The 23,264-nt window shown below is 36.7% G+C and carries 23 protein-coding genes and 1 riboswitch; of the genes, 8 read left to right on the top strand and 15 right to left on the bottom strand.

The window, feature by feature from the left end; translation table 11 throughout:
- Positions 1-4: 4 nt before the first annotated feature.
- Together gatC and MHH66_RS01880 are read right to left on the bottom strand one after the other, a co-directional pair.
- The gene (gene gatC / locus MHH66_RS01885; RefSeq protein WP_000086999.1) at positions 5-295 is read right to left on the bottom strand and encodes an Asp-tRNA(Asn)/Glu-tRNA(Gln) amidotransferase subunit GatC; all 291 of its coding nucleotides are present in this window, start codon (positions 293-295) and stop codon (positions 5-7) included.
- Positions 296-436: 141 nt separating this feature from the next.
- On the bottom strand, positions 437-673 hold the full coding sequence (locus MHH66_RS01880) for a YiaA/YiaB family inner membrane protein (protein ID WP_002029490.1): 237 nt from the start codon (positions 671-673) through the stop codon (positions 437-439).
- Positions 674-903: 230 nt separating this feature from the next.
- Between MHH66_RS01880 and MHH66_RS01875 the strand changes: the two genes are divergently transcribed.
- From MHH66_RS01875 to MHH66_RS01860, 4 genes are all read left to right on the top strand, one after another.
- Positions 904-1,386, top strand: coding sequence for a MarR family winged helix-turn-helix transcriptional regulator (locus MHH66_RS01875; RefSeq protein WP_000942491.1), 483 nt, complete (start codon positions 904-906; stop codon positions 1,384-1,386).
- Between the two features lie 228 nt (positions 1,387-1,614).
- The gene (locus MHH66_RS01870) at positions 1,615-2,796 is read left to right on the top strand and encodes an ArsA family ATPase (RefSeq protein WP_002124897.1); all 1,182 of its coding nucleotides are present in this window, start codon (positions 1,615-1,617) and stop codon (positions 2,794-2,796) included.
- Positions 2,789-2,980, top strand: a complete 192-nt coding sequence (locus tag MHH66_RS01865) for a DUF3926 domain-containing protein (RefSeq protein WP_002091335.1) — start codon at positions 2,789-2,791, stop codon at positions 2,978-2,980. The genes MHH66_RS01870 and MHH66_RS01865 overlap by 8 nt, the downstream gene beginning before the upstream one ends.
- A gap of 63 nt (positions 2,981-3,043) precedes the next feature.
- The gene (locus tag MHH66_RS01860; protein ID WP_002091337.1) at positions 3,044-3,526 is read left to right on the top strand and encodes an HXXEE domain-containing protein; all 483 of its coding nucleotides are present in this window, start codon (positions 3,044-3,046) and stop codon (positions 3,524-3,526) included.
- 167 nt (positions 3,527-3,693) lie between these two features.
- On the opposite strand, the gene MHH66_RS01855 is transcribed toward MHH66_RS01860, so the two are convergent.
- Genes MHH66_RS01855 through MHH66_RS01845 form a run of 3 tightly spaced genes read right to left on the bottom strand, consistent with a single transcriptional unit; the run spans position 3,694 to position 6,244 of the window.
- On the bottom strand, positions 3,694-4,548 hold the full coding sequence (locus MHH66_RS01855; protein WP_002029488.1) for a MetQ/NlpA family ABC transporter substrate-binding protein: 855 nt from the start codon (positions 4,546-4,548) through the stop codon (positions 3,694-3,696).
- Between the two features lie 21 nt (positions 4,549-4,569).
- Positions 4,570-5,235, bottom strand: coding sequence for a methionine ABC transporter permease (locus MHH66_RS01850; protein WP_002091343.1), 666 nt, complete (start codon positions 5,233-5,235; stop codon positions 4,570-4,572).
- A complete protein-coding gene (locus MHH66_RS01845) occupies positions 5,225-6,244 on the bottom strand; it encodes a methionine ABC transporter ATP-binding protein (RefSeq protein WP_002010037.1) in 1,020 nt (339 codons plus the stop codon). Before MHH66_RS01845 ends, MHH66_RS01850 begins: the two co-directional genes overlap by 11 nt.
- Positions 6,245-6,369: 125 nt before the next feature.
- Positions 6,370-6,474: riboswitch (SAM riboswitch) on the bottom strand.
- Between the two features lie 241 nt (positions 6,475-6,715).
- On the opposite strand from MHH66_RS01845, the gene MHH66_RS01840 reads away from it, so the two are divergent.
- Positions 6,716-7,261: a cysteine hydrolase family protein gene (locus tag MHH66_RS01840; RefSeq protein WP_002091344.1), complete on the top strand. Its 546-nt coding sequence runs from the start codon at positions 6,716-6,718 to the stop codon at positions 7,259-7,261.
- 331 nt (positions 7,262-7,592) lie between these two features.
- Here MHH66_RS01840 and pruA read toward each other — a convergent pair whose 3' ends face one another.
- From pruA to MHH66_RS01810, 6 genes are all read right to left on the bottom strand, one after another.
- Positions 7,593-9,140 (bottom strand): L-glutamate gamma-semialdehyde dehydrogenase, encoded by a 1,548-nt coding sequence (pruA, locus tag MHH66_RS01835; protein WP_078185495.1) that lies wholly within the window; start codon positions 9,138-9,140, stop codon positions 7,593-7,595.
- A 153-nt stretch (positions 9,141-9,293) separates the two neighbouring features.
- Positions 9,294-10,064 carry a TSUP family transporter gene (locus MHH66_RS01830; protein WP_078185496.1) on the bottom strand — a complete coding sequence of 257 codons (771 nt, stop codon included), beginning with the start codon at positions 10,062-10,064 and terminating at the stop codon, positions 9,294-9,296.
- A 94-nt stretch (positions 10,065-10,158) separates the two neighbouring features.
- Positions 10,159-11,355, bottom strand: a complete 1,197-nt coding sequence (locus MHH66_RS01825; protein ID WP_063217654.1) for a CamS family sex pheromone protein — start codon at positions 11,353-11,355, stop codon at positions 10,159-10,161.
- A 16-nt stretch (positions 11,356-11,371) separates the two neighbouring features.
- Complete coding sequence (ligA, locus tag MHH66_RS01820; RefSeq protein WP_063217653.1) at positions 11,372-13,381, bottom strand: NAD-dependent DNA ligase LigA; 2,010 nt, start codon at positions 13,379-13,381, stop codon at positions 11,372-11,374.
- Between the two features lie 15 nt (positions 13,382-13,396).
- Positions 13,397-15,658, bottom strand: a complete 2,262-nt coding sequence (pcrA, locus tag MHH66_RS01815; RefSeq protein ID WP_078185500.1) for a DNA helicase PcrA — start codon at positions 15,656-15,658, stop codon at positions 13,397-13,399.
- A 12-nt stretch (positions 15,659-15,670) separates the two neighbouring features.
- Positions 15,671-16,360: a heptaprenylglyceryl phosphate synthase gene (locus MHH66_RS01810; protein ID WP_002029470.1), complete on the bottom strand. Its 690-nt coding sequence runs from the start codon at positions 16,358-16,360 to the stop codon at positions 15,671-15,673.
- Between the two features lie 482 nt (positions 16,361-16,842).
- Between MHH66_RS01810 and MHH66_RS01805 the strand changes: the two genes are divergently transcribed.
- From MHH66_RS01805 to MHH66_RS01795, 3 genes are all read left to right on the top strand, one after another.
- Positions 16,843-17,226: a YgaP family membrane protein gene (locus MHH66_RS01805; RefSeq protein ID WP_078185497.1), complete on the top strand. Its 384-nt coding sequence runs from the start codon at positions 16,843-16,845 to the stop codon at positions 17,224-17,226.
- Between the two features lie 219 nt (positions 17,227-17,445).
- Positions 17,446-18,291: an SPFH domain-containing protein gene (locus MHH66_RS01800; RefSeq protein ID WP_002063557.1), complete on the top strand. Its 846-nt coding sequence runs from the start codon at positions 17,446-17,448 to the stop codon at positions 18,289-18,291.
- A gap of 15 nt (positions 18,292-18,306) precedes the next feature.
- Positions 18,307-18,471, top strand: coding sequence for a toxin-antitoxin system HicB family antitoxin (locus tag MHH66_RS01795; RefSeq protein ID WP_001085171.1), 165 nt, complete (start codon positions 18,307-18,309; stop codon positions 18,469-18,471).
- Between the two features lie 37 nt (positions 18,472-18,508).
- Here MHH66_RS01795 and purD read toward each other — a convergent pair whose 3' ends face one another.
- The 4 genes from purD to purM all read right to left on the bottom strand — a co-directional run bounded on the left by purD (position 18,509) and on the right by purM (position 23,186).
- Positions 18,509-19,780, bottom strand: coding sequence for a phosphoribosylamine--glycine ligase (gene purD, locus MHH66_RS01790; RefSeq protein WP_078185498.1), 1,272 nt, complete (start codon positions 19,778-19,780; stop codon positions 18,509-18,511).
- Positions 19,781-20,001: 221 nt separating this feature from the next.
- Complete coding sequence (gene purH, locus MHH66_RS01785; RefSeq protein WP_002167054.1) at positions 20,002-21,537, bottom strand: bifunctional phosphoribosylaminoimidazolecarboxamide formyltransferase/IMP cyclohydrolase; 1,536 nt, start codon at positions 21,535-21,537, stop codon at positions 20,002-20,004.
- A gap of 24 nt (positions 21,538-21,561) precedes the next feature.
- Positions 21,562-22,149, bottom strand: a complete 588-nt coding sequence (purN, locus tag MHH66_RS01780) for a phosphoribosylglycinamide formyltransferase (protein ID WP_002124872.1) — start codon at positions 22,147-22,149, stop codon at positions 21,562-21,564.
- The gene (gene purM / locus MHH66_RS01775) at positions 22,146-23,186 is read right to left on the bottom strand and encodes a phosphoribosylformylglycinamidine cyclo-ligase (protein ID WP_063217649.1); all 1,041 of its coding nucleotides are present in this window, start codon (positions 23,184-23,186) and stop codon (positions 22,146-22,148) included. Before purM ends, purN begins: the two co-directional genes overlap by 4 nt.
- Positions 23,187-23,264: the final 78 nt, after the last annotated feature.

Below are 23,264 nucleotides of genomic sequence, written 5' to 3'. Positions count from 1 at the left end.
TCCTCTATTCTAATACTGCTGGAACACGGATTTGATTATCTTTGTGATCCGGTGCATTTTTTAATACTTCTTCTACTGGTAAACCTTTTTCTGGTACATCTTCACGCATAACATTTTTCATAGTTAATACATGAGTTGTTGGTTTTACATCAGTTGTATCTAATTCATTTAACTGTTCTGCAAATGTAACAATTGCATCTAGTTGTTTTTGAAATTTTTCTGCTTCTTGATCAGTAATTGCAAGACGTGCTAAATGTGCTACGTGCTTTACATTCTCAACGGAAATTCTTGACACGGCTAGGCCACCTCCATAATATATCGTTCAATCTACAATACTATTGATGATACCAAATTTTCAGTACTTCAAGCAAGTCAACACACGGCACTTACGGCATTTTTACATAAAAAAAGAAAGGCAGGTGCCTTTCTTTACAATTTACTCTTTATCTAACGATTTATTTTTCGGAAATCTTTCATTATCTTCCTCATTATCACGAATTGTTTTTTGTAATACAAAACAAGACATCGTTAAAAATAATGTTCCGATTAAATAGTACCCTTTTACACTAAGCGTTTCATCTAACGTGTAAATCCCAATTAGCATTCCTGAAAGCGCACAAACAAATGAAGTCCATGCTAAAAACGTGAACGCTTGCGTATTTCGTCTTCTCATCGTTCTCCCCCTCGTTAGCTGCACACCTATTATAGATAAATATATTTATCACAATGGTTTTTTATGTAAAATCATTTTTCTATTTATTAATCTGTCACAAAAAAATTCTATTTTGAAGATAATTTTCTTTCTAATCTGAAAAAACAGTTAAAAACATTGACATTTATTTCAATTCCACATAAAATAAAAACAAATATTACGAACCTCGAAATATACGGGAGTGGAAATAATTGTTACAATATGAACATTTTTTAGACTTACTGCTAGATAACGCCAAGAAACTTTTCTATCCTGAAGAATGGGTAAGTCTTGATTTAACACTTTCCAAGACAGAAGTATTTTGTTTACTTTGGATGGAGCGAAATACGGATATTACAATGACAAAAATTGCTGATCTTCTTGATATACCGATGAGTACAACAACGGGCGTTGTAAATCGCCTTGTAAAAAAGGGATATATTGAACGCTACCGGAATGAAAGCGATCGACGCATTGTATTAATTCGTTTAACAGAAAACGGCGTAATGCTCGTTCAAGAAGTAAAACAAAATGCGGCCCATTACTTTAGCCTAGTGACAGATGCATTGTCAGAAGAAGAAAAAGCATTCTTACTACAAATATTCCAAAAGATCATGAATCACATTGCTACGTCACAGCAAAAAACAGAAGAAAAGGTTTCTACACCTAAAATGAAAAACATTCCGATTGAATAAAGTGAAACTTTAATCAGTGGGGGTTTTTCTCATCCCTCACTGATTATTAGTTGAACCAATCGGGCATTTACGGACAGTTGACCTCCCACCTAATTTGTTTGCTCCATTCGAATTTTTGGGCGGGAGTCTTACTGCCCGTTAATGCGGGATAAGACCCTAGTTGGGTTTTTATTCAATTAAATATTTCGACACTCGTAATATTCGATATTCGAAACAAAGGGGATATTAATGATGAGAATTATTCTGTATACAGGTAAAGGCGGCGTTGGAAAAACTAGCATTTCAGCAGCAACAGCAATCCAAAGTGCAAAACAAGGATTAAAAACATTAGTAATGAGTACAGATCCTGCTCATAGTTTAGGGGATTCATTTGGCATAAAACTATCTTCTGAGCCACTAGAAATTCGCGAAAACTTGTGGGCACAAGAAATTAACACTATTTATGAAATGGAAAAAGGCTGGGGGAAATTGCAGAAATATATTACACTACTCTTCACTTCCAAAGCAGCTGATGATATTACAACAGAAGAATTAACGATGTTCCCTGGTATGGAAGATTTAATTAGCTTACTTCGAGTACTCGATTACTATAAACACAACACTTACGACGTCATCATTATTGATTGCGCACCGACTGGAGAAACTTTAGCAATGCTTAGCTTTCCAGACATGCTCGGCTGGTGGATGGAAAAACTCTTTCCTATTAAAAGGAAGATTTTAAAAGTTGTTCGTCCTGTAGCTCAACCACTTCTTGGTGTCCCCCTTCCAACTGATGATATTATGGACGAATTAACGAATACGCTTGAACAACTTGGAGAAATGAGAGATATTTTATCAAACCGAGAAGTAACGAGTATTCGCGTTGTTGTAAATCCTGAAAAAATGGTCATTAAAGAAGCTCAGCGTAGTTTTACTTATTTAAACTTATACGATTATAACGTAGATGCCATTATGATTAACCGCGTCATCCCTAACACTGTTACCGACCCTTACTTTCAGGCATGGAAAGATACACAAAAGAAATATAAGGCGTTAATTAAAGATAGTTTTCAGCCACTTCCTATTTACGAAGCTCCCATGTTTGAACAAGAAGTTGTTGGTTTACCTATGTTAGAGCGTGTAGGAAATGCTTTATTTAAATCAGACCCCTCTCCTACTGAAGTGAAATTTAATGGCCGCACACAATATGTAAAAAAAGATGGCGATGAGTATATTTTCGTTCTGTCCATTCCCTTCTCAAACAAAAGTGAACTTTCATTAAATCAAAAAGGTGATGAACTTATTATTCGAGCCGGCTCTATGAAGCGAAATATCACCTTACCAAAAACATTAACACACCTTTCTATTCAAGGAGCTAAGTTTGAAGATGATGTACTAAACATTCGGTTTGGAGGTGTAGTACATGCATGATGAATTACTAAGAAAGGTAATTCGTACAAAAATAAAAATCGGTATGCGTATATTAGAAGAGCTACCGAATCCGATTCAGCAATCAGCTAAGCACGCACTAAATATTTTGCAAGAGGAGCTCTCCTCTTATGCTGAAGAACAACCGCAACCTGAGAGTAATTTAAAAAGCATCATAATTGAATAACTATACCCTTGTAGAAAGCCTTTTCTTATAGGCTTTCTATCCCTTTATTGGAGCTGATATAAGTTGATAAAAACATCTTCAACAAGACATTTCACCACTAATACAATCTGGCTAATCCCCCTTCTATTCTTTTTTCATAACCTTGAAGAAGCTTTCCAAATGCCACAATATATCGCTAATCGATTTTCGATCCATTTTATAACTAACAAACAATTTTTCATTGCAATTTCCATATTAACAACCTTCGTCTTACTCATAGTCATTCTATATCAATTAAGCATCATATCTTCTATTTATTTGATCATTTTTATACAGGGCTGTATCTTCTTTAACGCCGTTCAGCATATTATCTTGTATTTCATTTATCGTTCTTATAATCCAGGAGTAATCTCAGCATCTATCATTATCCTATTTTCTCTTTTCTTATTTTCATCAAAGAAACTATTAATCCCTAAAAAGAAATTAGCAAGTACACTCATTTTTAGTTTAATCTCTTACCCAATCATAATTTGGATTTCCTTATTATTAGCCAGCTGCTTTAATTAAAAAAAGACCAGGAAAACTCCTGGTCCATCACTCTACTTAACAAACATTGGATTCTATGTTATACAAAATTAGAAGGTACAGAATTAGGGTTTTGTTTGTTAAGTAGATTATATGTTGAACGAGCTAACAGCGGAGGGGTTCCTACTGTTAGTCGTTAAACTCAATAATTATTTTACGATTTTTTCAAGCTCATCAAGTGAAAGATCTACTGAAATTGAACCATCATTTGTTTCTTTCTTAATTGCATCTGTTACTTCTTTTGAATGGTATAACTCAATTACTTTTTTCAGTGTTGGATCATTTTTATCTTTCGTACGAGCTGCGAAAATATTAATATAGGCCTTTGCATTTTCATTATTTGGATCTTCTAAGAAAATTGGATCCTTCGCTGGGTCTAATCCAGCTTGACCAGCAACACCGTTATTAATAACTGAAGCCGCTACATCTTTTAACACACGAGGTGTTTGCTGTGCGATAACCGGTGTAACTTTTAGCTTCTTCGGATTTTCAGCGATACCGCTTGGATCCCCAAATAGACCAAAATCTTTCTTAAGCTTTAATAAGCCAGCTGCATCAAGAAGTTTTAATGCACGTGCTTGGTTCGTTGGATCATTCGGAATAGCAATTTCCGAACCATCTGGGATTTCATTTGCTTTCTTATATTTTTCAGAGTATAAGCCCATCGGTGCAATTTGCGTTGTACCAACAGCTGTAATATCTAACTTATGCTCCTTTTTAAATTGCTCTAAGAAAGCAATGTGCTGGAATGAGTTTAGTTCAATATCTCCATCAGCTAACGCTTTGTTGGGTGTTGTGTAATCAGAGAACTCAACCAGTTTAATTTTAATCCCTTCTTTTTCAGCTTTTTTCTTTAAAATTTCCCAAACGTCTCCATCTGTTCCAGTTACACCGACGCGAACTACTTTCTCTTTCGCTCCTGCACCTGTGTCTCCACCTGAGCAGCCGCTTAATGCTGTAATTCCTACGATCGCTGATAATGCAAATGCTAAAATTTTCTTCATTTTCTTTTCCCCTCTTCCTTTTTATGATCTGCGTAAAAAGACTTTCGCAAAGTAGTTCCCTAAATTTTGAGCCACCTGTACAAGAATAATAAGTAAAACGACCGTTACAAACATAACTGACGTATCAAAGCGTTGATAACCATATGTCATAGCTAAGTCACCAAGACCGCCACCACCGACAAGTCCTGCGACTGCAGAAAATTCAATTAAACCGACCGTCATAAACGTGACACCCAGGATCAATGGTGCTAAAGCTTCTGGTACGAGGATTTCAAAAACAATTCTAAGTGGTGAAGCGCCCATTGCTTGTGCTGCTTCAATTACTCCTTTCGGAACAGAAACAAGATTGGTTTCAACCATTCTAGCAATACCAATTGATGCAACTAACGTCATTGGGAAGATTGCTGCAGCCGTTCCAATCGTCGTTCCAATAACACTTCTTGTTAGTGGGCTTAAAGCTACTAAAAAGATAATGAATGGAACCGGACGAATTGTATTAATTATGATATTAAGAATAGAAAAGACCCATTTATTTTCTAAAAAATTCCCTTTTCTCGTTACATACAATAGTAAACCTAGAGGTATACCAAGAATTGTAGCGAATATAAGGGTTACAATTACCATTAAGAGGGTATCCCCCGTCGCATCTAATATGCGAGGCCAAAATATACTCCAATCAACTCGCATGAGCTTCTACCTCCTTCAGCTGCACTTGCAGTCTTAGATGTTGTAATGCTTTTTGAATTTCTTTCTGTTCACCTTGTAGTTCTACAAGAAGATTTCCAAATAGCACATTTTGGAGTTCAATAATATTTCCATAAAGAACATTTACATCGACGTTATAGTTTTTCGCAATATATGATAGTACAGGCTGTCCTGTCTCTTCCCCAGTAAAAGTCAGGCGATAAATCTGACCTCCGTTTTGAATTTTCGCTAGAACACTTTCTGGTAAGTGATCATTAATAACAGAGCGTACAAAATTTTGAGTGGTCTTTGTTTTTGGTTGTGTGAAAACGTCAAACAGTTTTCCTTCCTCAATTACTTTTCCTTTTTCCATAACGGCTACACGGTGACAAATTTCTTTCACAACGTGCATTTCATGTGTAATAAGTAGAATCGTTAAATTGTACTCTCTATTTACTTTCTTTAATAAATTTAAGATTTCTGTTGTTGTTTCCGGATCTAAAGCTGATGTTGCCTCATCACATATGAGAATATCGGGTGATGTCGCAAGTGCTCTTGCAATCCCAACACGCTGCTTTTGCCCACCTGATAACTGTTCTGGATAATAGTTCGCTTTATCTTCTAAACCAACAAATTTTAGTAGTTCATTCACTCTTTCTTTTATCTCATTCTTCGGCAATTTCGCTAACCTTAATGGATAAGCAATGTTCCCAAACACCGTTCTTGAATTAAATAGATTGAAACTTTGGAAAATCATCCCAATTCTTTGTCTTAGTGTCCGTAATTCTTTCGCCGATAATGATGTAATATCTTTATCATCTATTGAAATTGTTCCTGCAGTTGGTCTTTCTAACATATTTACTAAACGTAATAGCGTACTCTTTCCAGCACCACTAAATCCGATAATGCCAAAAATTTCGCCCTTTTCAACTGACAGCGTTACATCCTCAACCGCATGAACAGATTGCCCACCTGATTCATATACTTTACTTACATTGTTAAAAGAAATCATTTTCTTCCCTCCTATATGCTGTAAAACTTGAAGTAGAGCTTTCGAGGTAAAATAAAAAGTGCTCTCCTCCTTATCAGTAATAAAAGATAAGAAGGAGAGCACTTTTATATGTACTCATTCACATCTTCTCATCTTCCAAGCCTTTATAGGCTTGCTGGAGTTAGCACGGTATTAAAAAACCCGTTGCTGAGGTATCGTAGGGCCAGTCCCTCCACCTCTCTGGATAAGAGTGTATCGATTTAATTGTCGTTTAATTAAGTCTTATTATAGAACTCAGAATAATGAGAGTCAATACATTTTTCGGAAAAATATTAATTATTTCTCTATTTAAATTTTCAAATAAGAAGTAACAATACAATAGTGATTTTTAAAGTTATGTAAAATCCTTCTCACTCATACTTTTAAAAAGGAGAATCTTCTCTATTCATTGAATAACATTATTTGAATATGAAATCGGAGGAAGATAGATATATGAAAACAGCTCTTTTGCTCGTCGACATTCAAAATGATTATTTTCCAAGCGGAATGATGGAATTACGTAATCCAGTAGAAGCAAGTGAATATGCTAGTCAGCTACTACAACATTTTAGAATAAGAAACGAACCTATTTTTCATATCCAACATGTAGCTATAAAAGATAGCGCTACTTTTTTCCTACCCAATACAGAAGGTGTCCATATTCACGAAAATGTCCGTCCACTTAGAGAGGAAACCGTTATCCTTAAACATTATCCAAATAGCTTTCGAGAAACTGATCTTCTAGAACAATTACAACGTTCAGGAATTGAGCACGTCGTAATATGCGGGATGATGACCCATATGTGTATTGATGCTACAGTAAGAGCTGCTTTTGATTTTGGTCTTCACTGTACCGTAATACACGATGCTTGTGCTACAAAAGATCTTTCATTTAAGAATGCTACTATACCAGCTGTTTATATTCATAATACAATTTTGGCGAGTTTAAATGGAGTATACGCAAATATAATGAGTACAGAAGAGTTTTTAGCGACCTAAAAAAAACACTCCTTTCAGTTAGCAAAGCCGAAAGGAGTGTTCTCTTGTCTAACCATAGATTTTCTTTCAAATTGTATTATACAGGAAATCCTCAAAATGAATACTAAAAAATATGACTAATAAGTCAATTTTTCTCGCTGTTTTGTTTCTATTTTCATGTTTATCCCGATATTAATAGGGTTTAACTAATTCAAAAGAACAAATAGTAATATTTAGAAACCTTTTCTTGATTGAAATTAACTAGCTTCTATAAAATCGATTGCTTCTGCTATAGAGAGTTTCTCAAAAAGAAAAGATCTTCACAGTCTGTGAAGATCTTTTCTACTATTTCTTATAAAGTTTCAGAAGTAGTTTTTGCTTGCATGTGAAGCGCTAAGTAATCAGGGCCACCAGCTTTAGAGTCTGTACCAGACATGTTAAAGCCACCGAATGGTTGGTAACCTACGATTGCACCAGTACATCCACGGTTGAAGTATAAGTTACCAACGTGGAAGTCTTCACGTGCTTTTTCAATATGGTCACGGTTGTTAGTAACAACTGCTCCTGTTAAACCGTATTCTGTATTGTTTGCAATTGCAAGTGCATGATCAAAGTCTTTTGCTTTACAGAATGCTACTACTGGTCCGAAGATTTCTTCTTTCATTAAGCGAGCATCTTCTGTAACGTCAGCAACGATTGTTGGTTGGATGAACCAGCCTTTAGAATCGTCTCCTTCGCCACCTGATACGATTTTACCTTCTTCTTTACCAATTGCAACATAGCTCATTACTTTATCGAATGCAGCTTGGTCATTAACAGGTCCCATGTTAATATCTTTTGCATCTGGGTTACCTACTGTTAATTCTTTTGTTAATTCAACAGCACGATTTAATACATGATCGTATACATCTTCATGGATTACTGCACGAGAACATGCAGAACATTTTTGTCCTGAGAATCCGAATGCTGATGCAACGATAGATTTAGCTGCTAATTCAAGATCTGCCTCTTTATCAACAACGATTGTATCTTTACCGCCCATTTCAGCGATAACACGTTTTAACCAAATTTGTCCTGGGTTTACTTTTGCTGCACGTTCGTAAATACGAATACCTACATCGCGAGATCCAGTGAAGCTAACGAAACGTGTACGAGGGTGATCTACTAAATAGTCACCAACTTCAGAACCATTACCTGGAACGAAGTTTACTACGCCAGCTGGTAAACCAGCTTCTTCTAATACTTCCATAAATTTCGCTGCTACTACAGGAGTTGTACTAGCTGGTTTTAGTAATACTGTGTTACCAGAAACTACGGCAGCTGTTGTCATACCTGCCATAATTGCGAATGGGAAATTCCAAGGAGAAATGATAACACCTACTCCTAATGGAATGTAAGAGAAACGATTATATTCAATTGGACGGCTTTCTACTGGAATACCGTCTTTTAATTTCAACATTTGACGAGCATAATATTCCATAAAGTCGATTGCTTCTGCTGTATCAGCATCTGCCTCATTCCATGGTTTACCTGCTTCTTTTACAAGAATAGCAGAGAACTCATGTTTTCTACGACGAACGATTGCTGCAGCACGGAATAAAATATCTGCACGCATTTCTGGTTTTGACTTTCTCCAAGTTTGGAATGTTGCATCCGCTACTTGCATTGCTTTTTCAGCTAATTCACGGCTTGCTTTTGAAACACGACCAACAAGTTCCTCTTTATTTGCAGGGTTTACAGAAACAATTTTGTCTTCTGTAGTGATTTTTTCTCCCCCGATAATTAATGGATAGTCTTGTCCAAGATAAGATTCTACTTTCTTTAAACCCTCTTCAAACGCTAATTTGTTAGCCTCTACTGAAAAATCTGTAAATGGCTCATGTTTGTATGCTACTACCATCTTTTTAGCCTCCCCTTAGAAAAACGTTTACATTTTACAACATTATTCTACACGATAATTTAGATTTATTCAAATATTCCTAGACTTATATTTTAAAAATTAATAAATTTTTAAAATATAATAAAAAAAAGAGATTCATACATACGTATGAATCTACAAAATATGAGTATATTCCAAAACATTTTTCCCGATTAATAAAATAGTAACTAATAAAAATAAAGTCCTTACATATCCAACACCTTTTTGAACCGCAAACTTCGATCCAAAATAAGCACCTAAAATCATTGATAAGCCCATAATTATACCGTATTCAAAATGAATCACATCTAAAAATAAAAAAGTAATTAAAGATACGATATTACTAACGAAGTTCAAAAGTTTTCCAGATGCTGCCGCTTGAATAAAATCCAAACCAATTAATAAAAATGCAAAAATTAAAAAGGATCCTGTCCCTGGTCCAAAAAATCCATCATAAAATCCTATCATTAAAATAACAAAGAAAAACATTAATGTTTTTCCTTTTGTCATTTTTTTATAGGTAGATGCACTTCCCAAATCTTTTTTCGCAATAATATAAATGGCAATAAAAACCAACATCACGAGCACTAGTGGACGCAAAATATCAGGCGGAATAAACTTTACTACTAAAGCCCCTGCGACTGCTCCAATAATAGTTAACGGGATTAACTTTCCTACAATCCGAAAATTCACCTTACCTGATCGAATAAAATAAATTGTGCTCGTAAGCGTCCCCATCGTTGCAGCTAATTTATTCGTTGCGATTGCCGAAGCTGGTGATAAACCAACAAACATAAGTGCAGGAAGCGAAATTAACCCTCCCCCTCCAACAACCGAATCAATAAAAGCAGCTAAAAACCCGAATGCAATTAATAAAATAATGACTTGAAAGCTTAGTTCTTCCATGACTTTGCCCCTTACCCCTTTATTTGTAACATTTAAAATTATAACAAAATTTTTCAAGAAAAAAAGCTGTTCCTTTATGGAACAGCTCTCATCTTTAATCTAAAATTTTCACAAATGGTTCATCTTGCTTCGCTTCACGTATAATAATTGCTTCTGGACGTTCTACAGATTTAATTGTTACTTGTACTTTCATATAATTCGGGAAGTATTCCATAACAAGTCCAGCTACATATTGTGTAAAACCAATTACTTCAGCTTTCCCATTGAATTGGACAGGAATATCGAGCTTCATTTCTCTTAATTCATCATCTCTATACATTCCAGTACCGATAACAGCTGTATAATCGCCTTGGAAATACTCACTTAACTTCGCTTTAAAGTTTGACACCCTTGCAAGGTCTTCACGTTTATTATCCGCTTTTGCCTGTTCTGACGGGAACAAATAATATTTCTCATTGATTGGTTTCCAATCCTCAACCGTTTCACTACCTTTTTCTACCTTAGCATAAGAAACAAAATTCCCTGGTACAAGCGAAGACTTTGGACCTTGACGATAAATCGCAAATGTAACCGGAATATTTTTTATTTCAGGCTTTTTTTGCTGCATTACTTTCAAGATTTCTTGGGCCATCCTTTTCCCTTCAGCTAACATTTTTACATCTGGAATTGCAGCCTCACGCGGATAACCATGCTCTTCCTCATAATATTGAACAGAATTCATCGCTAATCCAACTACAATGCCACCACGTTCAACATCGTTCTCACCTTTTCTTACATAATAATCATGCTCTAAAATATTTGAGATATACATTGGACTTTTTTTATTCTTTACTTCTAGCGATTCTGATCCTTCACTTAAGGCTGGATTCAACCCTACATTCGGAAATTTAACTGCATCTTTTTTCAACTTGTCCTCTAGCTCTTTTTGTTCAGCGTCTGTACGCTTTCTTTTTACAAGCATTTGAACACTTTGAGTATCTAAAACGTCTCCGCCTTTAAAGAAATAATCTTTCGTGCTAAATGATTCTTTGGCAATACGCATTAATCCTGTTTCAAATTCATCTACATCTAGACGACTATTTAAACCTTGCACAACTAAACCACGTGCAGATCCTGCATTAAATGGAACTGTTGTCTTATAATATTCATCCGAAATCGAGTATTTTGGGATAACAGCTTGCTCTTTCGCTTTCCCCGATTTCTCAACTGTTTTTTCATCTTTATTAGAACCAATGCTACACCCACTTACAAGTAGGCTAAGACTTAATACCGCTAACGCTATTTTTTTCATCGTAAGTTTGCACCTCTTACTTATTCAGCTCTTGTAAGAACCTCTCTTCATTCCAAACTTCAACATTGTGCTTCTCTGCTTGCGCTAATTTCGAGCCTGCAGCTTCACCAGCAACAAGTAAATCCGTACTTTTACTAACACTTCCTGTTACTTTTCCGCCTAATGCCTCAATTTTCTTCTTCGCTTCACTGCGGCCCATAACTTCTAATTTCCCTGTTAAGACGACAGTTTTTCCTGCGAAGTACGATTCAACATTTTGTAAATCAGCAATTTTTATACCTTTGTATGCCATGTTCACGCCATACTCTTTAAATTGTTGTAATAGCTCTAATACGTCTTCATTATCGAAATACGTTACAACGGATTGAGCCATTTTTTCACCAATCTCATTAATTGTTTTTAATTCTTCTTCCGTCGCTTTCACAAGCTCATCCATCGTTTCGAAATGCTCAGCAAATGTACGTGCCGCTTTCGCACCGACATGACGAATACCAAGACCGAATAATAATCGCTCTAATGAGTTTTCCTTAGAATTATCAATTGCTTGGACTAAATTTGTTGCTGATTTTTCACCGAAACGTTCTAGCTCTAATAATTGCTCTTTCGTCAATGAATATAAATCAGCAAACGTACGAATATAATCCGCATCAAAGAGTTGTGTAATTACACGTTCTCCAAGTCCATCAATATTCATTGCATTTCTTGAAACGAAATGGATTAATCCTTCACGAATTTGAGCTGGGCAAGTCGGATTTATACATCGAAGTGCTACTTCTTCTTCTAAACGAACAAGTTCACTCTCACATGCTGGACAATGCGTTGGCATATGATATTCTTCTTCCTCACCAGTACGCTTATCAAAAATAACGTTCACAACTTCAGGAATGATATCTCCAGCCTTTTTCACAACAACGTAGTCACCAATTCGAATATCCTTTTCACGAATTAAATCTTCGTTATGTAAAGAAGCACGACGAACGATAGTACCAGCCACTCTAACTGGCTCGAGCTCTGCAGTTGGTGTTACAACTCCTGTGCGGCCGACACTTAATTCAATCCCTGTTAATCTCGTCACAACTTCTTCAGCTGGGAATTTATAAGCTATTGCCCATCTTGGACTCTTTGCTGTAGTTCCTAAGCTTTCTTGAATAGCAACATCGTCTACTTTTATAACGATTCCGTCAATCTCATAATCAAGATGCGGGCGTTTTTCTTGCCACTCTTCTACATAGGCTATTACGTCTTCAATTGTTTCACATGTACGACGATTTGGATTCGTCTTAAATCCAAGCTCACCTAAGAAATCCAGTGATTCACTGTGGGATGGAATTGTTTTTTCTTCTACATTAGCAAGACCATACACAAACATAGATAAGTTACGCTTCGCTGCAATTTTCGGATCAAGTTGGCGTATCGATCCTGCTGCCGCATTACGTGGATTCGCAAATACATCTTCACCATTTTGCTCTTTTTCCTCATTTAATTTAACGAATGAACGCTTCGGCATATAAGCCTCGCCTCGTGCTTCTAACGTTACTTCTTCATTTAAACGCAGCGGGATAGCTTTAATCGTTTTTAAGTTTTGGGTAATATCTTCACCCGTTATACCATCACCACGTGTTGCTCCTTGAATGAAGCGTCCTTTTTCATAATGAAGTGAAACAGCAAGTCCGTCAATTTTTAATTCGCATATATATCTTACATTCGCATCATCAATTCCCTGATGTACTCTTCGATCAAAATCACGCAAATCTCCTTCATTAAACGCGTTTCCTAAACTTAACATTGGTGATTTATGCGTTACCTTTTCAAATATATCAAGAACAGTCCCCCCAACGCGAATGGAGGGAGAGTCTTCACTCATAAACTCTGGGTTCTCTGCTTCTAATTTTATAAGCTCCTGCATATCACGGTCATATTCCGCATCAGAAACAGAAGGATTGTCTAATACGTGATATTGATAGTTAAATGTATTTAACAAATCACGCAGTTCTTCTATACGTTTTTTGGCTATCTCTTTTGACATATCCTCAGTCCTTTCCTATTGTTTCGTCACAGGTGCAAATTTTGCTAATAAACGTTTAATACCAATTGGGCTTGGGAACGCAATATCTAATTCTTTTGAATCTCCTTCACCCTTTACACTTACAACTGTACCGACTCCCCACTTTTGGTGAGCAGCTTTATCGCCTATTCCCCAGCCAATTTGCTCGCCACCTGTCGTCTTAACAGCTGGACGCGCGAAAGCTGAACGAGAACGTGTTGTAGTTGTAGTTGTAGTTGTAGTTGTCATTTTACTTGTACTTGTCGTTCTGCCTTTTGCACCAAACGAAGTTTCACGCTTCGGCGCTGTTTCATTTAACGATTCTACTAGCTCTGCCGGGATTTCTGTAATAAATCGAGAGGCAGCGTTCATACTTGTTCTACCAAATAAAGTACGCATTTGAGCATTGGATAAGTATAGCTCTTCTTCTGCACGAGTAATACCTACATAGGCAAGACGACGCTCTTCTTGCATTTCATCCTCTTCCATAAGAGAACGAGTATGCGGGAATATCCCTTCCTCTAAGCCAACAATAAAGACAACTGGGAACTCTAATCCTTTTGCTGAGTGCATCGTCATTAAAATAACTTCTTCACCAGCAGTTGGATCTTCATCTACACGATCAATATCAGCAACAAGAGCTAAGTCTGTTAAGAATGCAACAAGGCTCTTATCTTCGCTTTGGGATTCAAATGTTTGTGTAACAGATAAAAACTCGTCTAAGTTTTCTAAACGACCTTCTGCTTCTAAAGAACGCTCATTTTTCAACATATCGCGATAGCCTGTCTTCTCAATAACTTCTTCTACTAATTCTGTAACAGATAAATACTCTTGCATATTTACCCAGTTGTGTAATAAACTTGCGAATTCTTTTACTGCTTTTGTTATTTTTGCACTTACACCAACATGCTCAATCTCATCAAATACAGCAGTTAATGAGATTCCGTTTTGCACACCATAATTAATAATTTTATCGATAGAAGTCGCACCAATCCCGCGCTTTGGCATGTTTATAATACGTCCAAAACTAATCTCATCATCTGGATTCCCAATTAAACGTAAGTACGCCAAAATGTCTTTAATCTCTTTACGGTCGTAGAACTTAGTACCTCCGACAATTTTGTAAGGGATATTAGATTTCAGGAAAATCTCCTCAATCATACGAGACTGGGCATTTGTACGATATAACACTGCAAAATCAGTATATTTTCGGTTCCCCATTTGAATATCGTCACGAATTTTTTTCGCAACAAAATACGCTTCGTCCTTTTCGGTTGCAGCACGATAATACGAGATTTTGCTTCCAATTTGATTTTCTGTCCATAATTTCTTCGGTTTACGGTTTGAATTTTTTTCAATTACAGCATTAGCTGCATTTAAAATATTTTGTGATGAACGATAGTTTTGTTCTAACAGAATAACTTGTGCATTCTCATAGTCTTTTTCGAATGACAAAATGTTAGAAATGTCAGCCCCGCGCCAGCGGTAAATAGACTGATCCGAATCACCAACAACACAAAGGTTTTTAAAACGTGATGCCAAATGTTTAACAAGAAGGTACTGAGCTTTGTTCGTATCTTGATACTCATCAACGTGAATATATTGGAATTTACGCTGATAAAACTCTAGTACTTCTGGAACACGTTCAAATAGCTGAATCGTCGTCATAATTAAATCATCAAAGTCTAATGAGTTATTTTTCAAAAGACGTTTTTGATATTCTGTATATACATCGCTCGTTAATTTTTCATATGGATCAGCGGTTGTAATTTTTTTTGCATATTTATCTGCAGATAACAGTTCATTTTTCGCATTGCTAATACCCGCTAAAATAGAGCGCGGCTCAAACTTCTTCGGGTCAATATTGCGCTCCTTCATAATTTTTTTTACTACAGTTAACTGATCACCTGAATCTAAGATTGTAAAGTTACGATTAATACCAATGCGGTCAATATCACGTCGTAAAATACGTACGCACATAGAGTGGAACGTAGAAATCCAAATATCTTCTGCTTCTGGTCCAACAAGTTTATCAATACGCTCACGCATTTCACGAGCAGCTTTATTTGTAAAGGTAATTGCTAGTACATTCCATGGCGCCACACCTTTTTCACCAAGTAAATATGCAATACGGTGTGTTAACACACGTGTTTTCCCACTACCTGCGCCTGCCATTAATAGAAGTGCTCCATTTGTTGTTTGTACTGCTTTTTGTTGCTGCGGATTTAAACCATTTAATAACTTATCTGTCGTACTCATATGTGCCTGCACCTACTCTCCTTTTACTGCTTTAACTGTTTTTAATGCCGATTTTATATCATCATAAATAATATTTCCAACAACTACTGTATCAGCATACTGCGCCATTTCTTTCGCTTGTTCTGCATTAGAAATACCACCGCCATAATATAGCTTAGCTTGTTTCAATTCTGCTTTTACATTTTTAACAAGCTCAATGTCTCCATAGGTCCCGCTATATTCTAAATAGAATATCGGTAAATGTAATAGCTTGTCTGCTAAACGCGCATATGCAATAACATCATCTTCTGTTAAATCACATTTTGCATCTGTAAGCTGGGCTACTTTCGCTTCTGGGTTTAAAACACAATACCCTTCCATGTAAATTTCGTCCCAGTCCATAATATCCCCAAATTCTTTCAATGCCTCATGATGAACACCTGTTACCCATTCTACTTTTCGGCTATTTAAAACACTTGGGATGTAATAAAAATCAAATCCTGGTGTAATTGCCTCCACATCAGAAACCTCTAACACACAAGGCACTGCATATCTACGAATGCTAACTAGCATGTGTAATACGTTATCAATTGTTATACCGTCACTTCCGCCTACAATAACAGCATCCGTTCCAGATTCACAAATCATTTCTAAATGTTCGTCACTTAACTCCTTATTTGGATCAAGCTTAAATACATGTTTCCATTTGGAAATATCGTACATGAAAACACCCTTTCTTTTCTCTAGTTATATAATTTCTGTTCAAAATAACAGTTAATTTTTATCAAGATTTTTTACATTCCTTGCTATATCTTTACCAGACTGGCGTATGCAACGATGAAATGAGACAGCTATCTTTACCGGACTTTTTGAACTTCCCTACTATATTTGTTCAAAAAGGAGGATATAGAGAGCCGAGCAGATCGAGGCGCATTCGCCAGGAGGAACGGAATGTAGTTTTTCCTACATGAGTACCGGACTGGCGTATGCAACGATGAAATGCGGCAGCTATCTTTACCGGACTTTTTGAACTTCCTTTTACGCATTCTTTCATTATAACAAAAAAAGCTACCTACACACACGCCCAATCCAACATCTTTTTCAACGTCAAATGTTGGATTACATATCAAAAAACTTATACGGAATACTAACAAATGAAATAGTATTTTCTATTTCGAAGTTAATTAAAAAGGAGTGTTTTTCTAATGAAGCAAAACATCGGCACAATTAGTGCTCTAATTCGAATTACACTCGGACTCATCCTCTTCGGTTGTAGTACAGCTAAACTCGTACGTAAACCTTGGTGCACTTGGTCTAAAGTTTTGCTATGGATTGGTGCCATGAAAATTGCGGAGGGGATCGTTCGTTTCTGCCCTATTGTTGAAGCCTGTAAGTTTGGAAAATATATGAATATGAGCGCATTTAAAATGCCTAGCATGGATTTCACTGAAAAAGGACATAATAAAGAAGAAGTTAATTCAGCTTCCAGTCATGACAAGCCAAAGTCAAAGTCAGATGGAAGTTATGACACTTCTGACAAAGAGATTGAGTCAGCGATTGAAGAATTAATCCTGGCAAAACCGCTTTGAATCATTTGTCACGATGCAAGATGCTCTCAAAGGGACTTAGCTGCTGCAGTGGGCAGCTAAGTCTTCTTTATTTTACCACGAAACAGAACATACATTCTTTTTTCACCCTTAAAACGTACATAAAAGATATCAAACAATAAAATTCAGAAAATTAGGTGTAACCCTCTTGCATGTAATGATATAAAAGTGATATCATTTTTATATCAAGGAGGCGATCATATGAAAGAAAAACAAGTATTTTATGTTAATGGATTTCTCGGCGTTATTGGAATTTTAGTTTTAGCCGCTATCGGTGTATTTTGCCTTGTACAAGAAATGTTTGTAATAGCTATTTTAGCTCTCATATTAGCATCTGTTTTAGCTACAGGTATCGGTATCGTTCAACCGAATCAAGCGAAAGTTATTACGTTCTTCGGTAGTTATTTAGGAACAATTCGTCAAAATGGTTTATTTTTAACAATTCCATTCGCTTTTCGTCAAACTGTATCTTTACGTGTTGAAAACTTTAACAGTAAGAAATTAAAAGTAAACGATGTTGAGGGTAATCCAATTGAAATTGCAGCCGTTATCGTATATAAAGTTGTTGATTCCGCAAAAGCAATGTTTGGTGTTGAGCATTACGATCGATTCGTAGAAATTCAAAGTGAAACAGCAATCCGCCACGTTGCTACAAAATATCCTTATGATAATTTCCAAGATGAAACTTGCATCACGTTACGAGGAAATACTGAAGAGATCTCTGAAGAATTAAAGCGTGAGTTAGAAGCACGACTTGAAATCGCTGGCGTAGAAGTATTAGAAACTCGTTTAACACATTTAGCTTACGCAACAGAAATTGCCCATGCAATGCTCCAGCGTCAACAAGCAAAAGCAGTATTAGCTGCTAGAAAAGAGATTGTTGAAGGTGCTGTGAAGATGGCGAAAGATTCAATCCATATGTTAGATGAAGAAGGCGTACTGGAACTCGATGACGAGCGTAAAGCAAATATGGTGAACAATTTATTAGTTGCCATCGTTTCAGATAAAGGTGCGCAACCAGTTATTAATACAGGAAGCCTATACTAAAGGTTGTAAGTGATTATGGCCAAAAAGAAAAGCTTTCCATTACGTATTGATCCTGAATTACACGCAGTCATCGAAAAATGGGCGAATGATGAGTTTCGTAGCGTCAATGCACACATCGAGTATTTACTTCGAGAAATGGCAAAGCAAAAAGGGAAATTAAAAAAAGATAAAGATGCATAAAAAATCCCGCTGAGAAATCAGCGGGATTTTTTATATATTAGCTTCTCGTCATCTCATGCCCAATTGCACGATATCCTATATCACTTCGGTAAAATAAACCATCACTCTCAATTTTACCGATTTCTTTATAGACCTTATCTTTCGCTTCTTGTAAATTATTCGCCTTACAAGCAACAAATAATACACGGCCACCGTTTGTTACAAAGTCACCATGTTTCATCGCTGTACCCGCATGGAAAACTATTACATCTTGCAGTGCATCTAATCCGTTAATAATTTCACCTTTTTTATATGCTTCTGGATATCCTTTCGAAGCAAGTACGACACCAATAACTGCTTCCTTTGACCATTGTAACGTTAATTCACTTTCATCTAATACAGCGTTACATACATCAACTAAATCATTTTCTAAGCGTGGTAATACAACTTCCGTTTCAGGATCGCCAAAGCGTGCATTGAACTCAATTACCTTTGGACCATCATTCGTTAAAATAAGCCCCGCATATAAAATTCCTGTAAACGAACGATTTTCTTGGATCATCGCTTTAGCAGTTGGATGTAATACTCTTTGAATCGCTTCTTGAACCGCTGATTCCGGAATTTGTGGTACTGGGGAATATGCACCCATTCCGCCTGTATTAGGACCTTTATCAGCATCAAAAGCGCGTTTATGATCTTGAGCAATTACCATCGGATGTACGGTTGTTCCATTTACGAATGCCATTAATGAAAATTCTTGTCCATCTAAAAACTCCTCAATAACGACCTTCTTGCTTGCTTCACCGAATTTCACATCTTGCAGCATTTCTTTCACAGCTTGTAATGCATCTTCAAGCGTCATTGCTACGGTTACACCTTTACCAGCAGCTAACCCATCTGCCTTAATTACGATCGGTGCACCAACTTTCCGAATGTACTTTACTGCCTCTTCATAGTCTGTAAAAGTTTCATATGCCGCAGTTGGAATATCATACTTTTTCATCAATTCTTTTGTAAAAGCTTTACTACCTTCAATAACCGCAGCCGCTTTATTAGGTCCAAATACACGAAGTCCCTCTTCCTTAAAGCGATCAACGATTCCATTCATAAGTGGAATTTCTGGTCCAACGAAAGTTAAGCCTACATTGTTTTCTTTTGCGAATAAGACTAATGCATCAAAATCATTCTCATCAATATCAACTGGTGTTGCAACATCTCGCATACCTTCATTACCTGGCGCTACATATACTTTTTCTACCTTTTCAGATTGTGCAAATTTCCAAACTAAAGCATGCTCACGTCCACCACGGCCGATTACTAAAACATTCATATTTCATCCCCCAATAATTAAATAAGTACAAACTAGAAGCTATGCTCCTAGTTTGTTTTCATATCAATAAAAGTTTAAAAAGGAGGATCAAGAGAACCGAGCAGGTCGAGGCGCATTTGCCAGGAGGACACGGAGTGTAGCTTTCCTACATGAGTACCGCACTGGCATTGCAACGACGACATGCGACAGTTATCTTGACCGGACTTTTTTAACATCCTCTATTAGTGTTTGAAATGACGTACGCCAGTGAACACCATAGTAATCCCATACGCATCTGCCATTTTAATAGAATCTTCATCACGAATCGATCCGCCTGGTTGGATGATTGCTGTAATTCCAGCTTTTGCTGCTTCTTCTACTGTATCTGGCATTGGGAAGAAAGCATCAGATGCAAGTGCGCTACCTTGTGCTTTTTCGCCAGCTTGTGTAATTGCGATTTTTGCAGAACCTACACGGTTCATCTGTCCCGCGCCTACACCAACTGTCATGTTATCATTCGCTAAAACAATTGCATTTGATTTCACATGTTTTACAACTTTCCAAGCTAGTTTTAAATCTTTCCATTCTTGCTCTGATGGTTCACGTTTCGTTGGAATTGAAATTGCGTCCTCATCTAATGATAACGTATCTTCTTCTTGAACAAGAAGACCACCTTGTACAGAAGTTAGTTTTTTGCTTGCACTTGTCGCTTTTTCAATATTTACAGTTAGTAAGCGTAAGTTCTTCTTACTTTGCAACACTTCTAAAGCTTCTTGCGAGAACGAAGGAGCGATAACAATTTCTAAGAAAATTTCGTGTAACTTTTCTGCTGTAGCTTTATCAATTTCACGATTTGCTGCAATAATACCGCCGAAGATTGATACTGGATCCGCTTCATAAGCACGAGTATATGCTTCGTGAATATCAGTTCCTACTCCAACACCACATGGATTCATATGTTTTACCGCTACTACTGCTGGTTCTGTAAATTCTTTCACGATGCTAAGTGCTGCATCCGCATCGTTGATATTGTTATAAGATAATTCTTTACCGTGTAATTGTTCTGCGTATGCAACAGAAGAAGTTGCTGCGAATGGCGCTTTATAGAATGTCGCTTTTTGATGTGGATTTTCGCCATAGCGTAAATCTTGTTTTTTCTCAAATGTCACCGTTACTGTTTCAGGGCTTTCTTCGCCCATTTGCTCTGTTAAGTAGTTAGAAATTAACGCATCATATGCCGCTGTATGACGGAATACTTTCGCTGCTAATTTACGTTTCGTTTCCTCTGTTACTTCACCGTTCTCTTTCAGTTCTGCTAATACAACATCATAATCTACTGGATCTACAATTACCGATACAAATTTATGATTTTTCGCAGCAGAGCGAATCATTGTTGGGCCACCGATATCAATATTTTCAATTGCATCAGCAAATGTTACATCAGGCTTAGCGATTGTTTCTTTAAATGGGTATAAGTTAACAACAACAAAATCAATTGGTTGAATACCTAATTCATTCATTTGCGCTACATGCATTTCATTATCACGAACTGCTAATAGACCACCATGAATATTTGGATGTAATGTTTTTACACGACCATCCATAATTTCTGGGAAACCAGTTACTTCAGAAATACCAATTACTTGCAAACCGTTTTCTTCTAATAATTTTTTCGTACCACCTGTTGAAATAACTTCAATCCCTTGTTCAAGTAAACCTTTAACAAATTCTACTACTCCTGTTTTATCTGAAACACTTACTAATGCACGCTTTTTCATTTATCCTTCACCCCTGGTTGTATGTTAGTTAACAGTTGGTTTTTTCACAGACTGAACAATTTGATTCACTGTATTTACGTATAATTTATGTTCAACTTGTTGAATTTTCTTTTGTAAGCTTTCTCTCGTATCCCCTTCAGAAACAACTACTGCTTCTTGTGCAATAATTGGACCTGTATCCATACCTGCATCTACATAGTGAATCGTTACTCCGGTTACTTTCACACCCGCTTCTAACGCTTGACCAACAGCATCTTTCCCTGGAAAACTCGGTAGTAGTGATGGATGAATATTAATAATTTTCCCGCCGTACGCTTCTAGTAAAGTCGTTCCAATTAAACGCATATATCCTGCTAAAATAACATAATCAATTTCATACTCTTCTAGCTTTTTTAATATCTCTTTTTCAAATGCTTCTTTTGACTCATATGCTTTCGCTGAAAAGGAAAAACACGGAATATGGTGATAGTGTGCCCGTCCAATAGCGCGTGCCTCTGGTTTATCACATACTAATAAACTAATATCTGCATCCAATATTTTGTCTTCTACCGCATTAATGAGAGATTGAAAGTTAGAGCCGCTCCCAGAAGCAAAAACTGCTAATCTACTCATACTTCCGTTCCCTCAATAAAGGTAACATCAGACCCTTGTACAGTGTGTCCAATAATATGAGCTTTCTCGCCTTGTTCCTCAAGAAGACGAACAATATCTTTTGCCTCTTCTTCCTTTACTGCTACTACCATACCAATACCCATGTTAAAAATATTGAACATTTCTTTCTCTTCTAGTTTTCCAACTTCTTGAAGTAAACTGAAGATCGGTTGAACTTGCCAAGATCCTAATTCAATTTCCGCACCGATTCCTTCTGGCAACATACGTGGAATATTTTCAATGAACCCGCCACCTGTAATATGCGCCATACCGTATACTTCATGTTTCTTCAATAGTTCTAAAATAGGTTTGACATAAATTTTCGTTGGTTTTAATAATTCTTCACCAAGAGGTAGTTCTAGGCGGCCGTAAATACGGTCTAAAGATAGTTCTCCATCTTCTAGTAATACTTTTCGTACTAAAGAATAACCGTTACTATGAATACCGCTAGATGCTAAGCCAATTAATACGTGACCAGCTTCAATTTTTTCACCTGTTACAATTTTCTTTTTATCAACAATTCCAACTGTAAAACCAGCTAAATCGTATTCTTCTGTAGAATACATTCCTGGCATTTCAGCTGTTTCTCCACCAATTAATGCACAACCAGCTTGGCGACAGCCCTCTGATATACCTTTGACGATGTTTTCAATTTTACTAGGTTCAGCTTTACCACAAGCAATATAATCAAGGAAGAAAAGCGGCTCTGCTCCTTGGACAACAATATCATTTACACACATTGCTACTGCATCAATACCAATTGTGTCATGTTTATCTGCCATAAAAGCGAGCATCAATTTCGTTCCCACGCCATCTGTTCCAGATACTAATACAGGTTCTTCTAATGCAAATTTTGATAGATCAAACATACCTCCAAAACCGCCTAAACCGCCTAGCACTTCTTTTCTCATAGTTGTTTGTACGTGTTTTTTCATGCGAGATACCGCTTCATATCCAGCTTCAATATCTACTCCTGCTTGCTTATATGCATTCGCCATCGTTTTTTACACCTCGTCTTTTAATTTCTCCCCATCCAGGGCGGCCGTTCTAAGAAAGAAGCTAGCTTCTACATCAAA

Source organism: Bacillus sp. FSL H8-0492, from assembly GCF_038006145.1.
GTDB lineage: Bacteria > Bacillota > Bacilli > Bacillales > Bacillaceae_G > Bacillus_A > Bacillus_A mycoides.
The sequence above is the reverse complement of the archived record's forward strand: the minus strand, read 5'-3'. Positions and strand labels throughout refer to the sequence as shown.

Excerpts from the sequence above, each read along its gene's own strand:
- MHH66_RS01850 (WP_002091343.1), bottom strand. The coding sequence starts at position 5,235 with ATGCGAGTTGATTGGAGTATATTTTGGCCTCGCATATTAGATGCGACG.
- MHH66_RS01865 (WP_002091335.1), top strand. The coding sequence starts at position 2,789 with ATGCATGATGAATTACTAAGAAAGGTAATTCGTACAAAAATAAAAATC.
- MHH66_RS01855 (WP_002029488.1), bottom strand. The coding sequence starts at position 4,548 with ATGAAGAAAATTTTAGCATTTGCATTATCAGCGATCGTAGGAATTACA.
- MHH66_RS01840 (WP_002091344.1), top strand. The coding sequence starts at position 6,716 with ATGAAAACAGCTCTTTTGCTCGTCGACATTCAAAATGATTATTTTCCA.
- MHH66_RS01845 (WP_002010037.1), bottom strand. The coding sequence starts at position 6,244 with ATGATTTCTTTTAACAATGTAAGTAAAGTATATGAATCAGGTGGGCAA.
- pruA (WP_078185495.1), bottom strand. The coding sequence starts at position 9,140 with ATGGTAGTAGCATACAAACATGAGCCATTTACAGATTTTTCAGTAGAG.
- MHH66_RS01795 (WP_001085171.1), top strand. The coding sequence starts at position 18,307 with ATGGCCAAAAAGAAAAGCTTTCCATTACGTATTGATCCTGAATTACAC.
- purM (WP_063217649.1), bottom strand. The coding sequence starts at position 23,186 with ATGGCGAATGCATATAAGCAAGCAGGAGTAGATATTGAAGCTGGATAT.
- purH (WP_002167054.1), bottom strand. The coding sequence starts at position 21,537 with ATGAAAAAGCGTGCATTAGTAAGTGTTTCAGATAAAACAGGAGTAGTA.
- MHH66_RS01880 (WP_002029490.1), bottom strand. The coding sequence starts at position 673 with ATGAGAAGACGAAATACGCAAGCGTTCACGTTTTTAGCATGGACTTCA.
- MHH66_RS01810 (WP_002029470.1), bottom strand. The coding sequence starts at position 16,360 with ATGTACGATATTTCCAAATGGAAACATGTATTTAAGCTTGATCCAAAT.
- MHH66_RS01825 (WP_063217654.1), bottom strand. The coding sequence starts at position 11,355 with ATGAAAAAAATAGCGTTAGCGGTATTAAGTCTTAGCCTACTTGTAAGT.
- MHH66_RS01830 (WP_078185496.1), bottom strand. The coding sequence starts at position 10,064 with ATGGAAGAACTAAGCTTTCAAGTCATTATTTTATTAATTGCATTCGGG.
- ligA (WP_063217653.1), bottom strand. The coding sequence starts at position 13,381 with ATGTCAAAAGAGATAGCCAAAAAACGTATAGAAGAACTGCGTGATTTG.
- purD (WP_078185498.1), bottom strand. The coding sequence starts at position 19,780 with ATGAATGTTTTAGTAATCGGCCGTGGTGGACGTGAGCATGCTTTAGTT.
- MHH66_RS01805 (WP_078185497.1), top strand. The coding sequence starts at position 16,843 with ATGAAGCAAAACATCGGCACAATTAGTGCTCTAATTCGAATTACACTC.
- MHH66_RS01800 (WP_002063557.1), top strand. The coding sequence starts at position 17,446 with ATGAAAGAAAAACAAGTATTTTATGTTAATGGATTTCTCGGCGTTATT.
- MHH66_RS01870 (WP_002124897.1), top strand. The coding sequence starts at position 1,615 with ATGATGAGAATTATTCTGTATACAGGTAAAGGCGGCGTTGGAAAAACT.
- pcrA (WP_078185500.1), bottom strand. The coding sequence starts at position 15,658 with ATGAGTACGACAGATAAGTTATTAAATGGTTTAAATCCGCAGCAACAA.
- purN (WP_002124872.1), bottom strand. The coding sequence starts at position 22,149 with ATGAGTAGATTAGCAGTTTTTGCTTCTGGGAGCGGCTCTAACTTTCAA.